The 13,097-nt window shown below is 56.2% G+C and carries 20 protein-coding genes and 1 pseudogene; 13 read left to right on the top strand and 8 right to left on the bottom strand.

Going from position 1 to position 13,097, the window contains the following annotated elements; translation table 11 throughout:
- Positions 1-236: 236 nt before the first annotated feature.
- The 3 genes from IBX51_RS08070 to IBX51_RS08060 all read right to left on the bottom strand — a co-directional run bounded on the left by IBX51_RS08070 (position 237) and on the right by IBX51_RS08060 (position 3,012).
- Positions 237-1,277, bottom strand: a complete 1,041-nt coding sequence (locus IBX51_RS08070) for a succinylglutamate desuccinylase/aspartoacylase family protein (protein WP_291830563.1) — start codon at positions 1,275-1,277, stop codon at positions 237-239.
- Positions 1,274-2,758 (bottom strand): hypothetical protein, encoded by a 1,485-nt coding sequence (locus IBX51_RS08065; RefSeq protein ID WP_291830561.1) that lies wholly within the window; start codon positions 2,756-2,758, stop codon positions 1,274-1,276. The genes IBX51_RS08070 and IBX51_RS08065 overlap by 4 nt, the downstream gene beginning before the upstream one ends.
- A gap of 116 nt (positions 2,759-2,874) precedes the next feature.
- Positions 2,875-3,012, bottom strand: coding sequence for a hypothetical protein (locus tag IBX51_RS08060; RefSeq protein ID WP_291830559.1), 138 nt, complete (start codon positions 3,010-3,012; stop codon positions 2,875-2,877).
- A 98-nt stretch (positions 3,013-3,110) separates the two neighbouring features.
- Here IBX51_RS08060 and IBX51_RS08055 point away from each other — a divergent pair, with 98 nt between their 5' ends.
- From IBX51_RS08055 to IBX51_RS08035, 5 genes are all read left to right on the top strand, one after another.
- Complete coding sequence (locus tag IBX51_RS08055; protein ID WP_291830557.1) at positions 3,111-3,422, top strand: type II toxin-antitoxin system HigB family toxin; 312 nt, start codon at positions 3,111-3,113, stop codon at positions 3,420-3,422.
- Between the two features lie 5 nt (positions 3,423-3,427).
- Positions 3,428-3,844, top strand: coding sequence for a transcriptional regulator (locus IBX51_RS08050; protein WP_291830554.1), 417 nt, complete (start codon positions 3,428-3,430; stop codon positions 3,842-3,844).
- A gap of 28 nt (positions 3,845-3,872) precedes the next feature.
- Positions 3,873-4,187 (top strand): hypothetical protein, encoded by a 315-nt coding sequence (locus IBX51_RS08045; RefSeq protein WP_291830552.1) that lies wholly within the window; start codon positions 3,873-3,875, stop codon positions 4,185-4,187.
- Positions 4,162-4,308 (top strand): hypothetical protein, encoded by a 147-nt coding sequence (locus IBX51_RS08040; protein WP_291830550.1) that lies wholly within the window; start codon positions 4,162-4,164, stop codon positions 4,306-4,308. Before IBX51_RS08045 ends, IBX51_RS08040 begins: the two co-directional genes overlap by 26 nt.
- A 199-nt stretch (positions 4,309-4,507) precedes the next feature.
- Positions 4,508-4,798 carry a hypothetical protein gene (locus tag IBX51_RS08035; RefSeq protein WP_291830548.1) on the top strand — a complete coding sequence of 97 codons (291 nt, stop codon included), beginning with the start codon at positions 4,508-4,510 and terminating at the stop codon, positions 4,796-4,798.
- A 299-nt stretch (positions 4,799-5,097) separates the two neighbouring features.
- Here IBX51_RS08035 and IBX51_RS08030 read toward each other — a convergent pair whose 3' ends face one another.
- Positions 5,098-5,265: a hypothetical protein gene (locus tag IBX51_RS08030; protein WP_291830546.1), complete on the bottom strand. Its 168-nt coding sequence runs from the start codon at positions 5,263-5,265 to the stop codon at positions 5,098-5,100.
- An 80-nt stretch (positions 5,266-5,345) separates the two neighbouring features.
- On the opposite strand from IBX51_RS08030, the gene IBX51_RS08025 reads away from it, so the two are divergent.
- Complete coding sequence (locus tag IBX51_RS08025) at positions 5,346-5,780, top strand: SRPBCC family protein (protein WP_291830544.1); 435 nt, start codon at positions 5,346-5,348, stop codon at positions 5,778-5,780.
- A 22-nt stretch (positions 5,781-5,802) separates the two neighbouring features.
- On the opposite strand, the gene IBX51_RS08020 is transcribed toward IBX51_RS08025, so the two are convergent.
- A complete protein-coding gene (locus IBX51_RS08020; RefSeq protein ID WP_291830542.1) occupies positions 5,803-6,348 on the bottom strand; it encodes a nucleoside 2-deoxyribosyltransferase in 546 nt (181 codons plus the stop codon).
- Between the two features lie 226 nt (positions 6,349-6,574).
- Between IBX51_RS08020 and IBX51_RS08015 the strand changes: the two genes are divergently transcribed.
- From IBX51_RS08015 to IBX51_RS07990, 6 genes and pseudogenes are all read left to right on the top strand, one after another.
- Positions 6,575-8,062 carry a type VI secretion system PAAR protein gene (locus IBX51_RS08015; protein WP_291830540.1) on the top strand — a complete coding sequence of 496 codons (1,488 nt, stop codon included), beginning with the start codon at positions 6,575-6,577 and terminating at the stop codon, positions 8,060-8,062.
- On the top strand, positions 8,055-8,450 hold the full coding sequence (locus IBX51_RS08010) for a hypothetical protein (protein WP_291830538.1): 396 nt from the start codon (positions 8,055-8,057) through the stop codon (positions 8,448-8,450). Before IBX51_RS08015 ends, IBX51_RS08010 begins: the two co-directional genes overlap by 8 nt.
- A gap of 114 nt (positions 8,451-8,564) precedes the next feature.
- Positions 8,565-8,924 (top strand): hypothetical protein, encoded by a 360-nt coding sequence (locus IBX51_RS08005; RefSeq protein WP_291830536.1) that lies wholly within the window; start codon positions 8,565-8,567, stop codon positions 8,922-8,924.
- 100 nt (positions 8,925-9,024) lie between these two features.
- Positions 9,025-9,480 carry a CopD family protein gene (locus tag IBX51_RS08000; RefSeq protein WP_291830534.1) on the top strand — a complete coding sequence of 152 codons (456 nt, stop codon included), beginning with the start codon at positions 9,025-9,027 and terminating at the stop codon, positions 9,478-9,480.
- A 5-nt stretch (positions 9,481-9,485) separates the two neighbouring features.
- Positions 9,486-10,130: a cold shock and DUF1294 domain-containing protein gene (locus IBX51_RS07995; RefSeq protein ID WP_291830565.1), complete on the top strand. Its 645-nt coding sequence runs from the start codon at positions 9,486-9,488 to the stop codon at positions 10,128-10,130.
- Between the two features lie 96 nt (positions 10,131-10,226).
- A pseudogene (locus IBX51_RS07990) lies at positions 10,227-10,502 on the top strand (DJ-1/PfpI family protein); the annotation flags it as partial.
- A 48-nt stretch (positions 10,503-10,550) separates the two neighbouring features.
- On the opposite strand, the gene IBX51_RS07985 reads toward IBX51_RS07990, so the two are convergent.
- Positions 10,551-11,177, bottom strand: coding sequence for a DUF938 domain-containing protein (locus IBX51_RS07985; protein ID WP_291830532.1), 627 nt, complete (start codon positions 11,175-11,177; stop codon positions 10,551-10,553).
- Positions 11,178-11,323: 146 nt separating this feature from the next.
- On the opposite strand from IBX51_RS07985, the gene IBX51_RS07980 reads away from it, so the two are divergent.
- Positions 11,324-11,803: a peptidylprolyl isomerase gene (locus tag IBX51_RS07980; RefSeq protein ID WP_291830530.1), complete on the top strand. Its 480-nt coding sequence runs from the start codon at positions 11,324-11,326 to the stop codon at positions 11,801-11,803.
- 6 nt (positions 11,804-11,809) lie between these two features.
- Here IBX51_RS07980 and IBX51_RS07975 read toward each other — a convergent pair whose 3' ends face one another.
- Together IBX51_RS07975 and IBX51_RS07970 are read right to left on the bottom strand one after the other, a co-directional pair.
- A complete protein-coding gene (locus tag IBX51_RS07975; RefSeq protein ID WP_291830528.1) occupies positions 11,810-12,667 on the bottom strand; it encodes a CopD family protein in 858 nt (285 codons plus the stop codon).
- Positions 12,668-12,672: 5 nt separating this feature from the next.
- Complete coding sequence (locus IBX51_RS07970) at positions 12,673-13,089, bottom strand: copper resistance protein CopC (RefSeq protein ID WP_291830526.1); 417 nt, start codon at positions 13,087-13,089, stop codon at positions 12,673-12,675.
- Positions 13,090-13,097 lie beyond the last annotated feature (8 nt).

Genomic DNA, 13,097 nt, shown 5'->3' with positions numbered 1-13,097 from the left:
GTAACAAATTCATGGATGAAAGTGGAGGGATAGATCTATCTCGGGTTTGCTAAGATTATGACTCCAAGTCCCTGAGTGACCAGTGCAGACACGGAGGCAGCATGAAGTATTTTGCTTACGGATCGAATATGTCACTCCTCAGACTAAGAGAGAGGGTTCCAAGCGCGGAGCGAATCGGTATGTTCACGCTCGTTGAGCATTCCCTTCGGCTACGATGAAAAGCCGCTCACTATGGTTTAAAAAATAGGATCGCCCGTTGCTTTGACGGCATAGAACAAGCAATCGCTCTTCGCAATCACCGGGTTGGTGGTAATCATGAAGGCTTTGATGGCCTGGGCAGGGTAAATTCGCCCATCCCTGATCTGCAGCACCTGTTCCATGTTCTCGGTCCGGTTGTGGCTGATCGCCGTGAGAACGTCCAGGCCTTTTTGCCCCACCCATCCGAGGGGCTCGTCCGGCGACACAATCCCGAAATTGCGGTGTTCGATGTCGGGCGGAAACGTGAGGTCCGCCTGCCCACTGGGCGTTAACCGGTACTCGATCGTCGCATCGGGTGCCAACTCCACTCGAATCGGATTGCGCAGAACAGCAACGTTCCATTCCGCTTTTTCCAGCGATAGCACGTCAGATTGTGAGGCATACCGAACCAGCCCTTCGTACGCCAGTTCGTGTGCGTGATCATCCTGAGCCCCGCCACACTCGATGGTCACGGTGGGCACCTCCTGCTCGGAATATTCCATCAGTGCACCGAGGCGAAGATCCGTCATGATCAGCCGGTCGGTAAAGAGCGATGCCAGCGCTTGGTGGGCTGCGTCGTTGGTGATGGTCACCGCGAAGGCAGGGCCGGTGCCGGAGGTGTTGTGCACGTCCAGCAGGCATTCGGGGTTGGCTGTCTGAAGCTCGGCCAGCATGGCTTGGGCGATTGCGCCTTCCTCTCCTTCAAACGGTTCTTTGAAGCACCGGTTCAGGTCACGGCCGCCTGGCACTTGGCGCAGCGACAATACCGGCGGGATTTTTGCGGGCCGGACGCCGCCCAGAAGGAACAGCAGGTTGACCTCCGGGGTGTGCTGCTCCAGTAGCCATCGGTGAATCGCGAACAGCCCTGAGGGTTCGTTGCCGTGCAGCAGCGTTGCCATGGCCCGGGTCCGAGAGGAATCGCGGCCAGCAACGCGAACCACCGTGGGCCGTTGCAGCCGGTCCAGCCACTCCAGGGGCGAGCGGCCCAGGGTCTGGGGTGAGGGGTTGTTGAGATAATCCAGGGTGTTCGAGCGGCTCATGGTGCCAAGGTCCATTCGTGCAGTGGTGTGTTTGTCTTCTGGTTGCCCATGTAAAGCGACAGCATACGCTTGAACGCCTCGTCGGGAGTCTGGGACTGGAAAAAAGACTCGGTGACCTGGCGCTGCCATCGGGCGCCCGTCATCCTGGTTTGAATGCGGCCTTCGATGATGCCCAGCAGGCGGTGGATCTCTGCCTCGTCCACCGCGGTTCGTAGCAAGGCTTCCCGGGCGCGCGGCAGCAGGTCGCGGGCAACGTTCAACAGGGGGGTGTCCTGTAACTGTACCTGGTCTTTGTGTGGCCAAATAATATCGGCACCGATGCCGTATTTGGCGGCACGATAGAAATTGTGTTCGGTGTAATGGAAGGGAAGTATCGACGTCAGGTGACGGATATCCTCGAGTACGGCCAACGCCGCTCCGATCACGAACAGCCCGTTTGCGCACATATCCACGGCCGTTGGCCCGGCCGGCATGGACCGAATTTCGATGCGCAGATGGCCGCCGTCTGTGTGATCAAAAATGGCCCGGTTCCAGGGCCAGGTCGTGCCATGGTGCAGTCGCAGTTCGGCCAGTTCCGGTACCTCTCCCCGATCAATCACCGCCATCGGATTTTCTTCCGACATCAATGGAATGATCGGGGGATACAAGGAGGCCGAGGCGGCAAACAGCTCCCAGGCGCTGCGTGCCCAGCCGTTGCCGTAATAGACCCGTGGCGGGTGTTTCCAGGTTCTGTGGTTGGGCGAGCGGCTGTCGACGGATTGTTTGAACAGGGCGATACGGGTTTCGTCCCAGAGGTGGTGGCCGAACAGGCTGGGTGAGTTGCTGGCCAGCGCCAGCGCAATGGGCGTTACCAGCTGCACGGCGTTGAAGTAGTCGGCAAAGCGGTGGGCTGGAACGCGCCAGTGCAATTGGAACGAGGTGGTCGCCCCTTCCATGGTGACGTCGTCCGCCTCCAGGTCGATGACGTCGTTGCCACCGATATGAATGCTGAAGGGCTCTCCCCGTTGCTGGATCAAGGCATTGGATAGCGCATGGTAGCGGGGTTCGTCTGTCATCGCCTTCGCGCCCATATCGGACTGGCGCAACGTGGGTAGAATGCCGATGGGGACCAGTTCGCCATTCAAGGGGGCGGCGTGCCGGTTGATTCGCTGCATGGCCGCGAGCAGTTCCTGCTCGGTTCTGGCAAAGGGGGTGCCCTTGAAAGCCTGGGGGCTGAGGTTGTACTCAAGATTGAAGCGGTTGAGCTCAACCGTCAGTTGTGGGTCCTGAACGCTGGCGGCCAGTTCTGTGTTGATCGGCTGAACGCGCAGGTCCGGGTTGACGATGTAGAACTCGACCTCGGCACCAATGGACGATTCTCCCTCGCCAAAACCGGGCCGGTTTAGAAGGCGGGTGAGGGCGGTAAGGTCCGTTCGCACCTTGGCCGCAAAACGGTCAAAGTCTTCCGCTGTAAATTCCGATTGTTTTATCGACAGTCCCATAGCGGCTGTGTCTCCAGCACCGGCTTACTTTGATAGTAGCGGAAATGAGGTGCGCGCGCGTGATTGACCGACCGAGAAAAGCGATAGGATGGCGTCTTCGTAGGCCTCACCCGCTCTCAACGATTATCCTGGCTCAGGGTTAAAACGCCCGATTGCTGGGAGAAGTTCAGCTGCCCAAGCACGCTCATCCCCAGCAACACCATGTCGGGGTCCATGGCAGGGTTGATGGTGCCGGGTACATTGTAGAATGTCATTCCCGGTGCTGGCAGAACAGACTAAACATGATCTCAATTGTGGTTTCTTTTTTGGAAACCCCCTGCTAGAGTTTCCAAAAAAGAAACAAGGACGTTCTGTGCATATAATTTCAAGAAAACCGTTCAATGATGCAGCCAGACAGTTTCCGAATGACAGGGATGCCCTGGTGAATACTTACACCACGTTGCGGAATGGAACGTTTGAAACACCTGATCAGCTGCGCCGGGTTTTCCCGTCCCTCGACAATTTCAAGTACCGGGACAAGTGGTGGGTTATCGACATGGGTGGCAACAATCTACGGCTGATTGCCTTCATTGAATTTCGTGATAATCGTATGTACGTAAAACACATCTGCAGTCACGCCGAAAACGACCGGCTGACTGACAAATACCGTCGTAGTAAGGAGTGAGGCCTATGTTATCGCCTGCTTTTGTTGAGATAAGAGATGCGCTGGCTCAGGTACCTTTCGTGGCCCACATTGAGGTTCAGGATGACTATGAGCAAGCGTTGGAACTGATGGATCAGTTGGTGGATGACTACGACGCCAATCGGCTGTTAATTGAGATTCTGGCTGTCAGCATTGAGCGCTGGGAGGATCAGTCTGCTGAGTTTTCCGACTTTAATGCCACTGTTGCTGAAACGGACAGGGGGATTGCTGTACTTAAAACCCTGATGGTTCAACACGGTCTTGGGGTGGCTGATCTGCCGGAGTTGGGTTCAAAGGGCAATGTGAGCAAAATTCTCAACGGTGCTGAAGGGAAAAAGCTGACCCGCAAACATATGGAAGCGTTGGGTAAGCGGTTCGGGGTGCCTCCGGTACTGTTTTTCTGAAAACGACGGACCGAAGGAGAAAAGCGATATGAGCACCGCTTCATCGGCCTATCCAATCGGTACGCCCGGCACTCCCTGGGGTGACGCGGAACGTGCTCAGTGGCTGTCACGGCAGATCCGTCAACGCAGCTACGAATCTGATGTGTTGAACGTGATCGAGCGGCTGCGTTCGCGCTTTGATATGCATGAGTATGGCTGTCTGGAATATGGCCCGGACGTTTATCCGCTGATGGCGATCCGCAGCCGCCACTGGCGTGCCGATCGGCCGGTGGTGCTGATTACGGGTGGCGTGCATGGCTATGAAACCAGCGGCGCTCATGCACCTGGTCGCTTCGCTCGATGAGCCAATACTGGTGCACGTCGACCTGCACGAGACGACTGATACCGACGAAACCGAGTTCCGCCCGGCGCTTGCGGCGATCGACTATGCGCTGTCAGTACACCCGATCAATAATCCTACATAACGCATCTAACCGATCCGTCAGAGCGGTGCTATGAATCAGGCGCAGATCAGCCAGTGGCTGCAGTCGACGGGTACTCGGTAGCTCTGGGAAGCCGTGGCAGATCTATTTTCTGGTGAATTTAACGGCATAGAATTGGCGAATAGTATCTAATAGGTGTTCGTATGACACCCCGATAACAAACGTAGCGACAGGCCCGACTATGCATGTGGATAAAGCAAAAAAGCGTATTGCCAAACAGGTTAAGAAGGGCTTCCACGGCTATCCGCTAGTGTCCCTGGAGTACTTTGGAAATACGCCGGATTTGGCCTCCGAGGTTGTTATTTCCTTTGTCGAGGAAGAGGGTGCAGATCCCCAGAAGCAGACGGTTGTGAGTGGCGGTGACGCCCGGGAAGATGAAACGATTCAATCCACCCTGCTAAAAATTATTGAGCGGGTGGGTGCCAAAACGGTGACCGAGATCGACGGCATTTCCACTCTCAATAAAAACTGACCCGGCCTCGACATTTTTAAGCTCAGTTGTTACAGCTGCCGAAAAAGTTTGAGCTCTATGCGTTGCGGGTTTCTTACTCGAAGAATGACTGCGAGAGCTGCGGCGTCAGGTTATTTGGTGAGGATTACGTCAGCTTTGCCCCGAAGCCTGGATTCGGTTTAACGGAAGGGACGCGGTACTTTCCGGTGATGGGTTATACGGGCCTGTTATGGGCAAACCAGCTGTGCCTCGCTCTCTCCGGCGGCCGGTTTAGGAGGTTAGCCGGTGACCATGATGGCCCCTCTCTTTAAGTTAAGTTCTCAATTTCCCTTCTTGAATTTTGCTTTGCAGTTGCCGCTCATGCACATCGTGCAGTAGTGCTCACGGTCCTCGTGTTTGGTGCCCTCTGCGAGCGTGATGCCGCAGCCGTTGCAGAGCAGGATGGCAAGGTCGCCTTCAATCTTTACGATTGCATACTGGTAATTCATAAGCAGTCCTCGAGAAAACCCATTTCTTTAACGCGGCGTAAGGGTATCGTGTCTGTCAGTCCAGATGATAAGGAGTCGCTATGTTTCGCATTCACGTTGAGAGGCTTCTCAACACCGATATAGATACGGTCTTTGAGGCCATCGCAGATCATGCCCGTTACGATCGTTTTCCCGGCGTTAGCAAGTCTGTGCTGGTTGAAGAAGGGAAAGACGAGAAAAACGGTACGGGCGCGCTTCGGATTATCGGCGCCGGCCGGCTTGAACTGACCGAGCGCATCACGCAATTTGAACGGCCTAACCGGATGCACTATCGCATTGAACAATCGAGCCCGTTCGCGGTTGAGCATACGAGGGGTGAGATTGTTTTAAAGGCTGAGGGCGAACAGACCCGAGTGGTCTGGATTTCCGAAGGGCGTGTTCGAGTACCACTGCTCGGCCGGATGATGGATCGGACAGCTGAGCGGAGTTTCTCCAAAGCCTTCAATTCGTTGCTCAAGGCCATTGAGCGGCTTTGAGGTGTGCCTGTTGAGGACAGACTCAATTATCGGCGAGCGCTCGCACACAGCGGTGGAACAGCGCCGCTGAGAAGAACGGGTGTTCGCCTGGCCGCAGCGCCAAAAACAACTGACCACCGGATTCACGGATTCCGCCTTCGATCATCAGGTTATCGCTCATCTCGAAATCCTCAATGGTGTGGCCCAGTTCGTCCTGGCAGGTTGCACCCGCCCGTTGCTGATAAAGCCGGCTGTCCAGGGTGAACCCGAATGCGGGCTTGCCCTGGCCGATCATGTAACCCACCTCGAATACAGTACCCGGATCGGCGCTGATACCACGAAAGGGTGTGAGGTTGGCGATGATTACGTCGCAGCTGTCCATCAGTTCTCGGTTGGCCTGGTATATCCGGTGACCGCGTTCCGTTTTTGCCTCTTTGTCTGAAAACGTCAGCGCTGTGTCCAGCGGGTCGACGCCCTCGAATCCGGCGTCCCGGAGCAGGCGTTTTTTCTCGGCGACGATAGCTTGGTGTTCCTCTGCCGGGAAGAAGACCTCCGGGCCGGCTAGGTAGATGCGGTTTGGTTTTGGCATGTTGATGAGGTCTCTCATTTGAGTGCAGGCCATGGCCTGGGCATTGTGTGGAAATCTTGAGCCCGAAGGTCATCGGATTCAAGCTTACTCACTTCTCAAGCGTTGTCTGTATGTATTAACTTTTGGGTTGGGTCTTGGTGAGTCTTTGTTTACCATATGACGCGTGGTGCCAGTGACGGCCCCTGAAATCGATGGATGACTCTTCAAGGAAAGAAGGAGCAAAGGAATGAGCAAGAAAGTTGTGTTGCTGGGTGACTTGGGTACAGATCACCAAGGATTCCCACCCACGCCGGTTATTGCCGGCTCCCCCGATGTACTGATTGACGGCAAACCTGTTGCCCGCGTGGGTGATCCTCTCGCCCCGCACTCCAAACCGAAACATCCTTCCCACCCGCGAGCCATCGCTGCGGGTTCGGCAACCGTGCTCATCAACGGTATTCCTGCGGCAGTCACAGGCAGCGCGGTCTCGTGCGGGGGCGTCACTATCGGCAGTGGTAGCGTTGTGATTGGCGATACCTTCACGCCCACGCCGTTTTCGGGTATCTCACCGGCGCCGTCAAAGCCGGCTCCGCAAGCGGCCTCTCGTGCTAGTCACTCTGGCAGCGCTATTCCGGAATCACAAAGTGCCAGCGGTGCCGCTAATGGCACGAGCAATGCCTCGGCAGGCGGGCCGGCTGCATCCAGTATGACGGCATCAACTCCAATCTCATCCCCAACAAAGGATCAGTCTCAGACTGTGGTAGAACCGGGTTACCACGTCGTTCAGAGGCCGATGAGTAAAACGGAATTGTTGAACGCCTTGTACGGAGACGCCTCGGCAAAGCCAGATCATTTTGATCGATTGAATCCAGGCCTGGGCGGGCAGTTGATGCCCGGAGAGATGATTGTGCTGGGTGACCCAGAGGGTATGGAATGCACTCAAAAAGAAGTCGAGTTGATGGAGGTGGCAGCGCAGATGAATGCGCAGGTTAGATCACTGGAGCAGGATGAAGCGCAGTTTCTTGTCAAATACTACGATTTATTGGAGGCCATCACCTCGACAGGTTCGGCAGGTTTGGGTGCCGGGGCCGTGATGGTCTCGAAGCAGATTGGCAGTATTGAGGCGACGTTGAAAAACATCGAGCGGCTTCATCAGGACAGTTACCGGAAACATGGGCATCTCAACCACCCGGATTTTTTCGAGAAGCGGCGAGCGCTTTTCAAGAAACTGGATTTTGCTCTTGGAAGTGTGGCCCGCAAGGGGATGTCACTAGATGATGATGCAAATTTGAAGCGGGCTTTGGGGCTGTCCTCGAAGAGCATTGTGCATAATTGGAAGACGGCTGGGGTTGGCGGTATACCTGGCTATGCAACGCATCATGAGCGGGTGTCTAGGGGAGCAAAATATGCCCGAAATGTGGGATATCTTGGGATCACCCTGGATGTGTCTATGTCGGCGATGAAAATTCATGAGGCTTGCACTGCGGGTGACGAGAGGGCCTGTCAGGCCGTTTCGTACCAGGAGGGCGGCAAGCTGGTGGGCTCGATGAGTGGCGGTGCTATTGGAGCCGGTGCTTCATATGGCTGTTTAGCCTTTGGTGTCACTTCTGCAGGTATTGGAGGAATAGCCTGCGCAGTGATCGTCGGCGGCGTAGGTGCCGCTGTGGGCGGAAACTATGGAGGTAAGGCTGGTGAGGCGTTTGGCGAGAAGGTCAGGGAGATGATTCATGAATGAGGGCCGATTGACAGACTTGGTGGTAATTTTAGGCGCGCTCTCTTTGGGTATTGGATTCATTTTGCTTTTGCTTATGGTTACGTTGCTTTTCCGAAAAACAGCGGAGGTGGAACGTCGAGTAGCGACACCGGGTAAGCAGCTGGATGAAGCTCGCAGCATTTGGGGAAACGGGCCTATCGGTCGTTGGATGAGGGTGATGTACGTATATGCTTTTGTGGTTTTTCGACATATTCCAAGAATAGGGCCTCGAATTAAATCGAGAATGGGGGATGAGAACGAACCTTTACCTCTCTCACTGAAACTGTGGATTGTTGTGCCTTTCACAGTGTATGCGGTTCTCATGTTTCTGTTCTTCTTTTCAGGTTGGTACATTGGGGCGTTTGATTAGTCGATACCGTGAATCGCAAGGCGCTCTTGTCAGGGATATCTGGCGATCCGGCCTGCAGTGGCCTATTGGCTTCTCACCAATTTCGACTGGCCCTGTGAACGTTGCGGTAAAGCGATGACGGCGATGGGTGGTTGTTCGCAACCTTTGATCAATTTCGTGGGCGCCTCGTTGGATAGGCACGATGCTGATTCCATCATGACGCGCCGTGGCTATGGGTTGCTTCGACATTTTGCGGCAAGGGGAGAACCGGTGAACGGCTATCACAACGGGCTTGCACCGGTGCATGAGGCCGTTCTTTACGCCGATGTGGGTTATCTCCGCGCTCTTCTGGAGTTGGGAGAGGATCCAAGCCTGCCGATTGAGAGTCCGGGGAAGGACTATCATGGCTTTAACGCTTTTGAGTTTGCGGCGTTTTTGGAATCCCGGAATTCTGAATTTTATCAGACTATTCGGGCAGAGCTTGAAGCTCAATAGTCTGGCTCGATCGTCCTCAACCGCTTCCGTTGTTTTAGAGTTGTTTCGCGAGGGCTAAACTTATACTTATCACTCGAATTTCTCATCCAGGAGTTGCGTTATGGGTCTGGCCATCGCACTGCATGTCCTATCTGCCGTAATCTGGGTTGGCGGTATGTTTTTCGCCTACATGGCTATGCGCCCGGCGGTGGTTGAGGTGATTGATGCCTCCCATCGAGGCGCGTTGTGGTATGCCACTTTGTCCCGATTTTTCCGGTGGGTATGGGCGGCAGTGGTTCTGTTGCTGGTCACCGGGTACTGGATGATCTTCAGTGTGTTCGGCGGCATGGCTGGCGCGGGCTGGCATATCCACGTGATGCAGGCGCTCGGTATTGTGATGATCCTGATCTACGCCCATGTTTACTTTGCCCCCTTCCGGCGGCTGAAACAGGCAGTTGCCAATCAGAACCCCCAGGAAGGCGGGCGTCAGGTGGGGCAGATTCGAAAGCTGGTGGGCGCTAATCTGATTCTTGGGCTGATTGTGGTGGCGATTGGGGCTGGTGGGCGGTATTTGTGAACTCGTTGAATCAGAAAGGAATGCTCACTGCCTGGAATGACGCCAAGGGTTTTGGTTTTATCTCGCCGGAGGGTGGCGGTGAGCGTGTGTTTGCTCACATCAGCAGTTATGCAGGCCGGGGCCGGCCGGTTGCTAATCGCAAGGTGACATTCAGCACCACGAAAGATGACCAGGGCCGTCTGAGGGCTGGTCGGTTCCAATATGTTGGAGCGGCAAAGGTGGGTGCCAACATTGCGCCGGGAGTCTGGATGGCGGCCACTGTTGTGCTGGTGTTTTTCAGTGTGTTGGCTGGCCTTTTCTATCACGGTTATCTGCCGATCTCGATCCCCGCCGCCTACGGCGGGGTGAGTCTGGTTTTGTTTGTCATGTACTGGATTGACAAGAAGGCTGCCCAGCGGGGCGCCCAGCGCACTGCTGAGAAAACGCTGCACTTCTTTGAGCTCTGCTGCGGCTGGCCCGGTGCACTCATGGCGCAGCAGGTTTTCCGCCACAAGACGCGGAAAGGCAGTTATCAGTTTGTGTTCTGGCTGGCGGTTCTGGCTAATCTGGGAGCGTTGGGCTGGTTGCTTGTAGCTCCGGAGGCAATGGGTTTGCGGCAACAAATGAGCTTTGATTTGTCTAGGTCTTTGCGGCCGCTAATCTGGCAGTAGACCAAGACAAGACCTGTAGTAACCCCTTAATACCCGCCCCGACACCACCACTGCTGATGTTTCCTGACCCGGCAATACAAACACAAGGAGACAGCCATGAGTGGGAAGAAGATTCTGATGATTACTGGTGATTTCACCGAAGACTACGAAACCATGGTGCCGTTCCAGGCATTGCAGGCTGTTGGGCACACGGTTCACGCCGTTTGCCCGGACAAAAAGGCGGGCGACACGTTCGCCACGGCGATTCACGATTTTGAGGGCGGCCAGACCTACACCGAAAAGCCCGGCCATCGGTTTGCTCTGAATGCGGATTTTGACGGACTGGCCCTGGCAAATTACGACGCCCTGGTGGTGCCCGGCGGTCGCGCTCCCTGCGTATTGACGGCATGGTCACCAGTGTGCGGATACAGCCCCTGATCCTCAGGCTGTAGGTCTCATGCCGGTCGAACGCCCTGGAACAAACACCAACATCTCGTTGTTAGCCGGCATTGCAAAATCTTCTCGCAGCACCAGGCCCACCGCCTCGGCCAACGCAGAAAAACCCTCGATATCACGGATGCCCATGTGTTGCGCCTGTGATCTGAGTGACTGGTCAAACGCCCGGTTGCTTTCACTGGTGAACTCGCCCTGATGCCTGAATGGCCCGTACAGGCAAAACGCGCCGTCTTCGGGCAGGCCTGCGCCGATGCCCCGGAACATCTGTTCCACTTCTGTCCAAGCCATGATGTGCGCGGTGTTGGCGGAGAACGCCCATCGGAAGTCCAGTGTAGGCCATGGGGTGTTGTTCACGTCCAGCTTTCGCATGGGGAGAATATTTGGCAGCGCAGCCTGTTCCAGCCGGGCAACCGCCAAGTGCGCGGCCGCGGGGTGGTCCGTGGGCTGCCATTGTAAGTGGGGCATGGCTGCCGCGAAGTGCACGGCGTGCTGCCCCGTGCCGGTGCCTATCTCCAGCACGGTGCCCGGTGCGTTGAAGATCTCGCGCAGTCTTTCCAGGATGGGGCCTTTGTTGTTTTCGCAGGCTTGGGAAAAGGGCAGGTGGGTGGTCATCAGAGCGTCTCCTTCTCTCTGAACGGTATCATAAAACGGGGTTCTTACCATGCTCCAGCCCCTGCATAGCGTTTTGCCTTTCAGAACCAGCAACCAACGCCGCCAATGGCTATAATGGCGGACTATAAACTGTCGCAGAGAACCCTATGCCCATCGAAAAAAACCAAGTGGTCTTGTTTCACTACAGTGTCAGTGATGAACAGGGCAACGTTGTTGAAAACTCCCGTACCGGCGAGCCGAACGCCTACCTGCATGGCCATGGCGGCATTGTCCGGGGCCTTGAAGAAGCCCTGGAAGGTCGTGACGCTGGCGATACTTTCAGTGTCACCATCACGCCGGACAAAGCCTACGGTCCGCGCAAGGCCGATGCGGTGCAGCGCGTACCAGTCAAGCATTTGATCGGTGCCAAACGCTGGAAACCGGGCATGGTCGCCCAGGTGCAAACCGAGCAGGGCCGGCGCCATGTGGTGGTTGCCAAGGTCGGCCTCAAGTTTGCTGATGTCGACACCAATCACCCGATGGCCGGTAAAACCCTGACCTTCGATATCGAGATCCTCGAAGTGCGCGCGGCCGATCCGGAAGAGATAGCCCACGGCCACGCGCACGGGCCAGGCGGGCATCATTAAAGACGGCTATTCCGGCCCCACCGCCGTGGTCAGTAACGCCGTCATAACCAGAATCGCCACCCCGAGGGCCATCTCGGCGCTGATGGATGTGCGAAGCCGCTGGCTATGGCCCGGACGTGTCAGCCGGGGCACCAGGTAGAACTTGTTGATGGCGCCGAGCGCCAGCAACAGCGATACCAGGGAGAGTTTGATCAGAAGCAGCCAGCCGTAGGCGCTGTAGATCAGCCCCGAGAGTGGCTGAACCAGTATCAGGGTCATCAGCACGCCGCAGATTACCAGTGCGCCAACAAAGGCCACGGCGGTCTGGCCAAAGCGGTCCATGCTGGCCTGCAGTTGAGCAATTCCATGGCCATCACTGGCTCGCCTCAGCGGATAGAGTGAGCCCAGCCAAAGGGATACCCCTAACAGGTGAATGACCAGCAACACGGTGCCACGGTTGTCGTCGTGTAAATGTCCGGTTTGCGTAAAGGAGAACAGCAGGCTGACTGCACCGGCTATTATCAAGGCGTAGCGAAGGTAGCCGGACCCCCGCCTTAGCAGGCATACGCCTGCGAGGGCGAGAATAAAACCCAGCAGGCGTGCCCGGGTGCTGTCACCTACGTTGGTTTGCCACAGAATGACGGCGATGTCCGGGTCGAAGGCACCGGCGATGCCGTCCCCTATGGCCGCGCCTGTGTACACCGGAAAGCTGACCGCCGTAGCCGCTAGCCCCAGCAGCCCCGCCACAAACATGTAGCCTTGTATTGGCCTTTCCAGGCCATGGGGCTTAAGCAGCCACAGACAGAACAGGCCGCCAATAACACCCGCGGTGCCGAGATAGATCAGCACCTTGGTGACGACGGTCAGGAGAGTCCAGATGTCCATGGCGGTCAGTGGTGGCCTTCGTGGCCTGAGCCCGAGTCTTCGTTGCTTTTATGGTCGTCAGGGTTCCCGCCGAGGTGAAAGCTGAAGCCGCCGGTCATGGTGTGTCCGTCGTCGGCCATGGCGCGCCATTCCACTTCGTAGTGACCCTCTTTCAGTGTTGGCAAGTCAATCCGGTAATCCATGTTGGACTCTCGGCTGGGTCGAAAATCCACTCGTACCCGTTGGCCATCGCCATCAGTCAGGTTAACCCGCATCAGCCTTACGTTGTCGCCGAACTCCAGACCGAGGTATTCAGGGGATGTCTCTATGTGTTCGTCGCTGGCCGGTGACGAAGAGATCACATCCGTATGGGCGTGGGCCAGGCTGGCACCCGTGAGGGCGAAAATCATCAGCATCAGTGGCAAAAATATGTGTCGGTTCATGGCTCTTT

This window comes from Marinobacter sp. (genome assembly GCF_014859525.1).
Classification (GTDB): domain Bacteria; phylum Pseudomonadota; class Gammaproteobacteria; order Pseudomonadales; family Oleiphilaceae; genus Marinobacter.
This window is presented reverse-complemented; position numbering and strand designations above follow the sequence as displayed.

Excerpts from the sequence above, each read along its gene's own strand:
- IBX51_RS08045 (WP_291830552.1), top strand. The coding sequence starts at position 3,873 with ATGAGCACCGCTTCATCGGCCTATCCAATCGGTACGCCCGGCACTCCC.
- IBX51_RS08070 (WP_291830563.1), bottom strand. The coding sequence starts at position 1,277 with ATGAGCCGCTCGAACACCCTGGATTATCTCAACAACCCCTCACCCCAG.
- IBX51_RS08050 (WP_291830554.1), top strand. The coding sequence starts at position 3,428 with ATGTTATCGCCTGCTTTTGTTGAGATAAGAGATGCGCTGGCTCAGGTA.
- IBX51_RS08000 (WP_291830534.1), top strand. The coding sequence starts at position 9,025 with ATGGGTCTGGCCATCGCACTGCATGTCCTATCTGCCGTAATCTGGGTT.
- IBX51_RS08030 (WP_291830546.1), bottom strand. The coding sequence starts at position 5,265 with ATGAATTACCAGTATGCAATCGTAAAGATTGAAGGCGACCTTGCCATC.
- IBX51_RS08025 (WP_291830544.1), top strand. The coding sequence starts at position 5,346 with ATGTTTCGCATTCACGTTGAGAGGCTTCTCAACACCGATATAGATACG.
- IBX51_RS08010 (WP_291830538.1), top strand. The coding sequence starts at position 8,055 with ATGAATGAGGGCCGATTGACAGACTTGGTGGTAATTTTAGGCGCGCTC.
- IBX51_RS07985 (WP_291830532.1), bottom strand. The coding sequence starts at position 11,177 with ATGACCACCCACCTGCCCTTTTCCCAAGCCTGCGAAAACAACAAAGGC.
- IBX51_RS07975 (WP_291830528.1), bottom strand. The coding sequence starts at position 12,667 with ATGGACATCTGGACTCTCCTGACCGTCGTCACCAAGGTGCTGATCTAT.
- IBX51_RS08040 (WP_291830550.1), top strand. The coding sequence starts at position 4,162 with ATGCACCTGGTCGCTTCGCTCGATGAGCCAATACTGGTGCACGTCGAC.
- IBX51_RS07970 (WP_291830526.1), bottom strand. The coding sequence starts at position 13,089 with ATGAACCGACACATATTTTTGCCACTGATGCTGATGATTTTCGCCCTC.
- IBX51_RS08060 (WP_291830559.1), bottom strand. The coding sequence starts at position 3,012 with ATGACATTCTACAATGTACCCGGCACCATCAACCCTGCCATGGACCCC.
- IBX51_RS07980 (WP_291830530.1), top strand. The coding sequence starts at position 11,324 with ATGCCCATCGAAAAAAACCAAGTGGTCTTGTTTCACTACAGTGTCAGT.
- IBX51_RS08020 (WP_291830542.1), bottom strand. The coding sequence starts at position 6,348 with ATGCCAAAACCAAACCGCATCTACCTAGCCGGCCCGGAGGTCTTCTTC.
- IBX51_RS08035 (WP_291830548.1), top strand. The coding sequence starts at position 4,508 with ATGCATGTGGATAAAGCAAAAAAGCGTATTGCCAAACAGGTTAAGAAG.
- IBX51_RS08065 (WP_291830561.1), bottom strand. The coding sequence starts at position 2,758 with ATGGGACTGTCGATAAAACAATCGGAATTTACAGCGGAAGACTTTGAC.
- IBX51_RS08015 (WP_291830540.1), top strand. The coding sequence starts at position 6,575 with ATGAGCAAGAAAGTTGTGTTGCTGGGTGACTTGGGTACAGATCACCAA.
- IBX51_RS08005 (WP_291830536.1), top strand. The coding sequence starts at position 8,565 with ATGACGGCGATGGGTGGTTGTTCGCAACCTTTGATCAATTTCGTGGGC.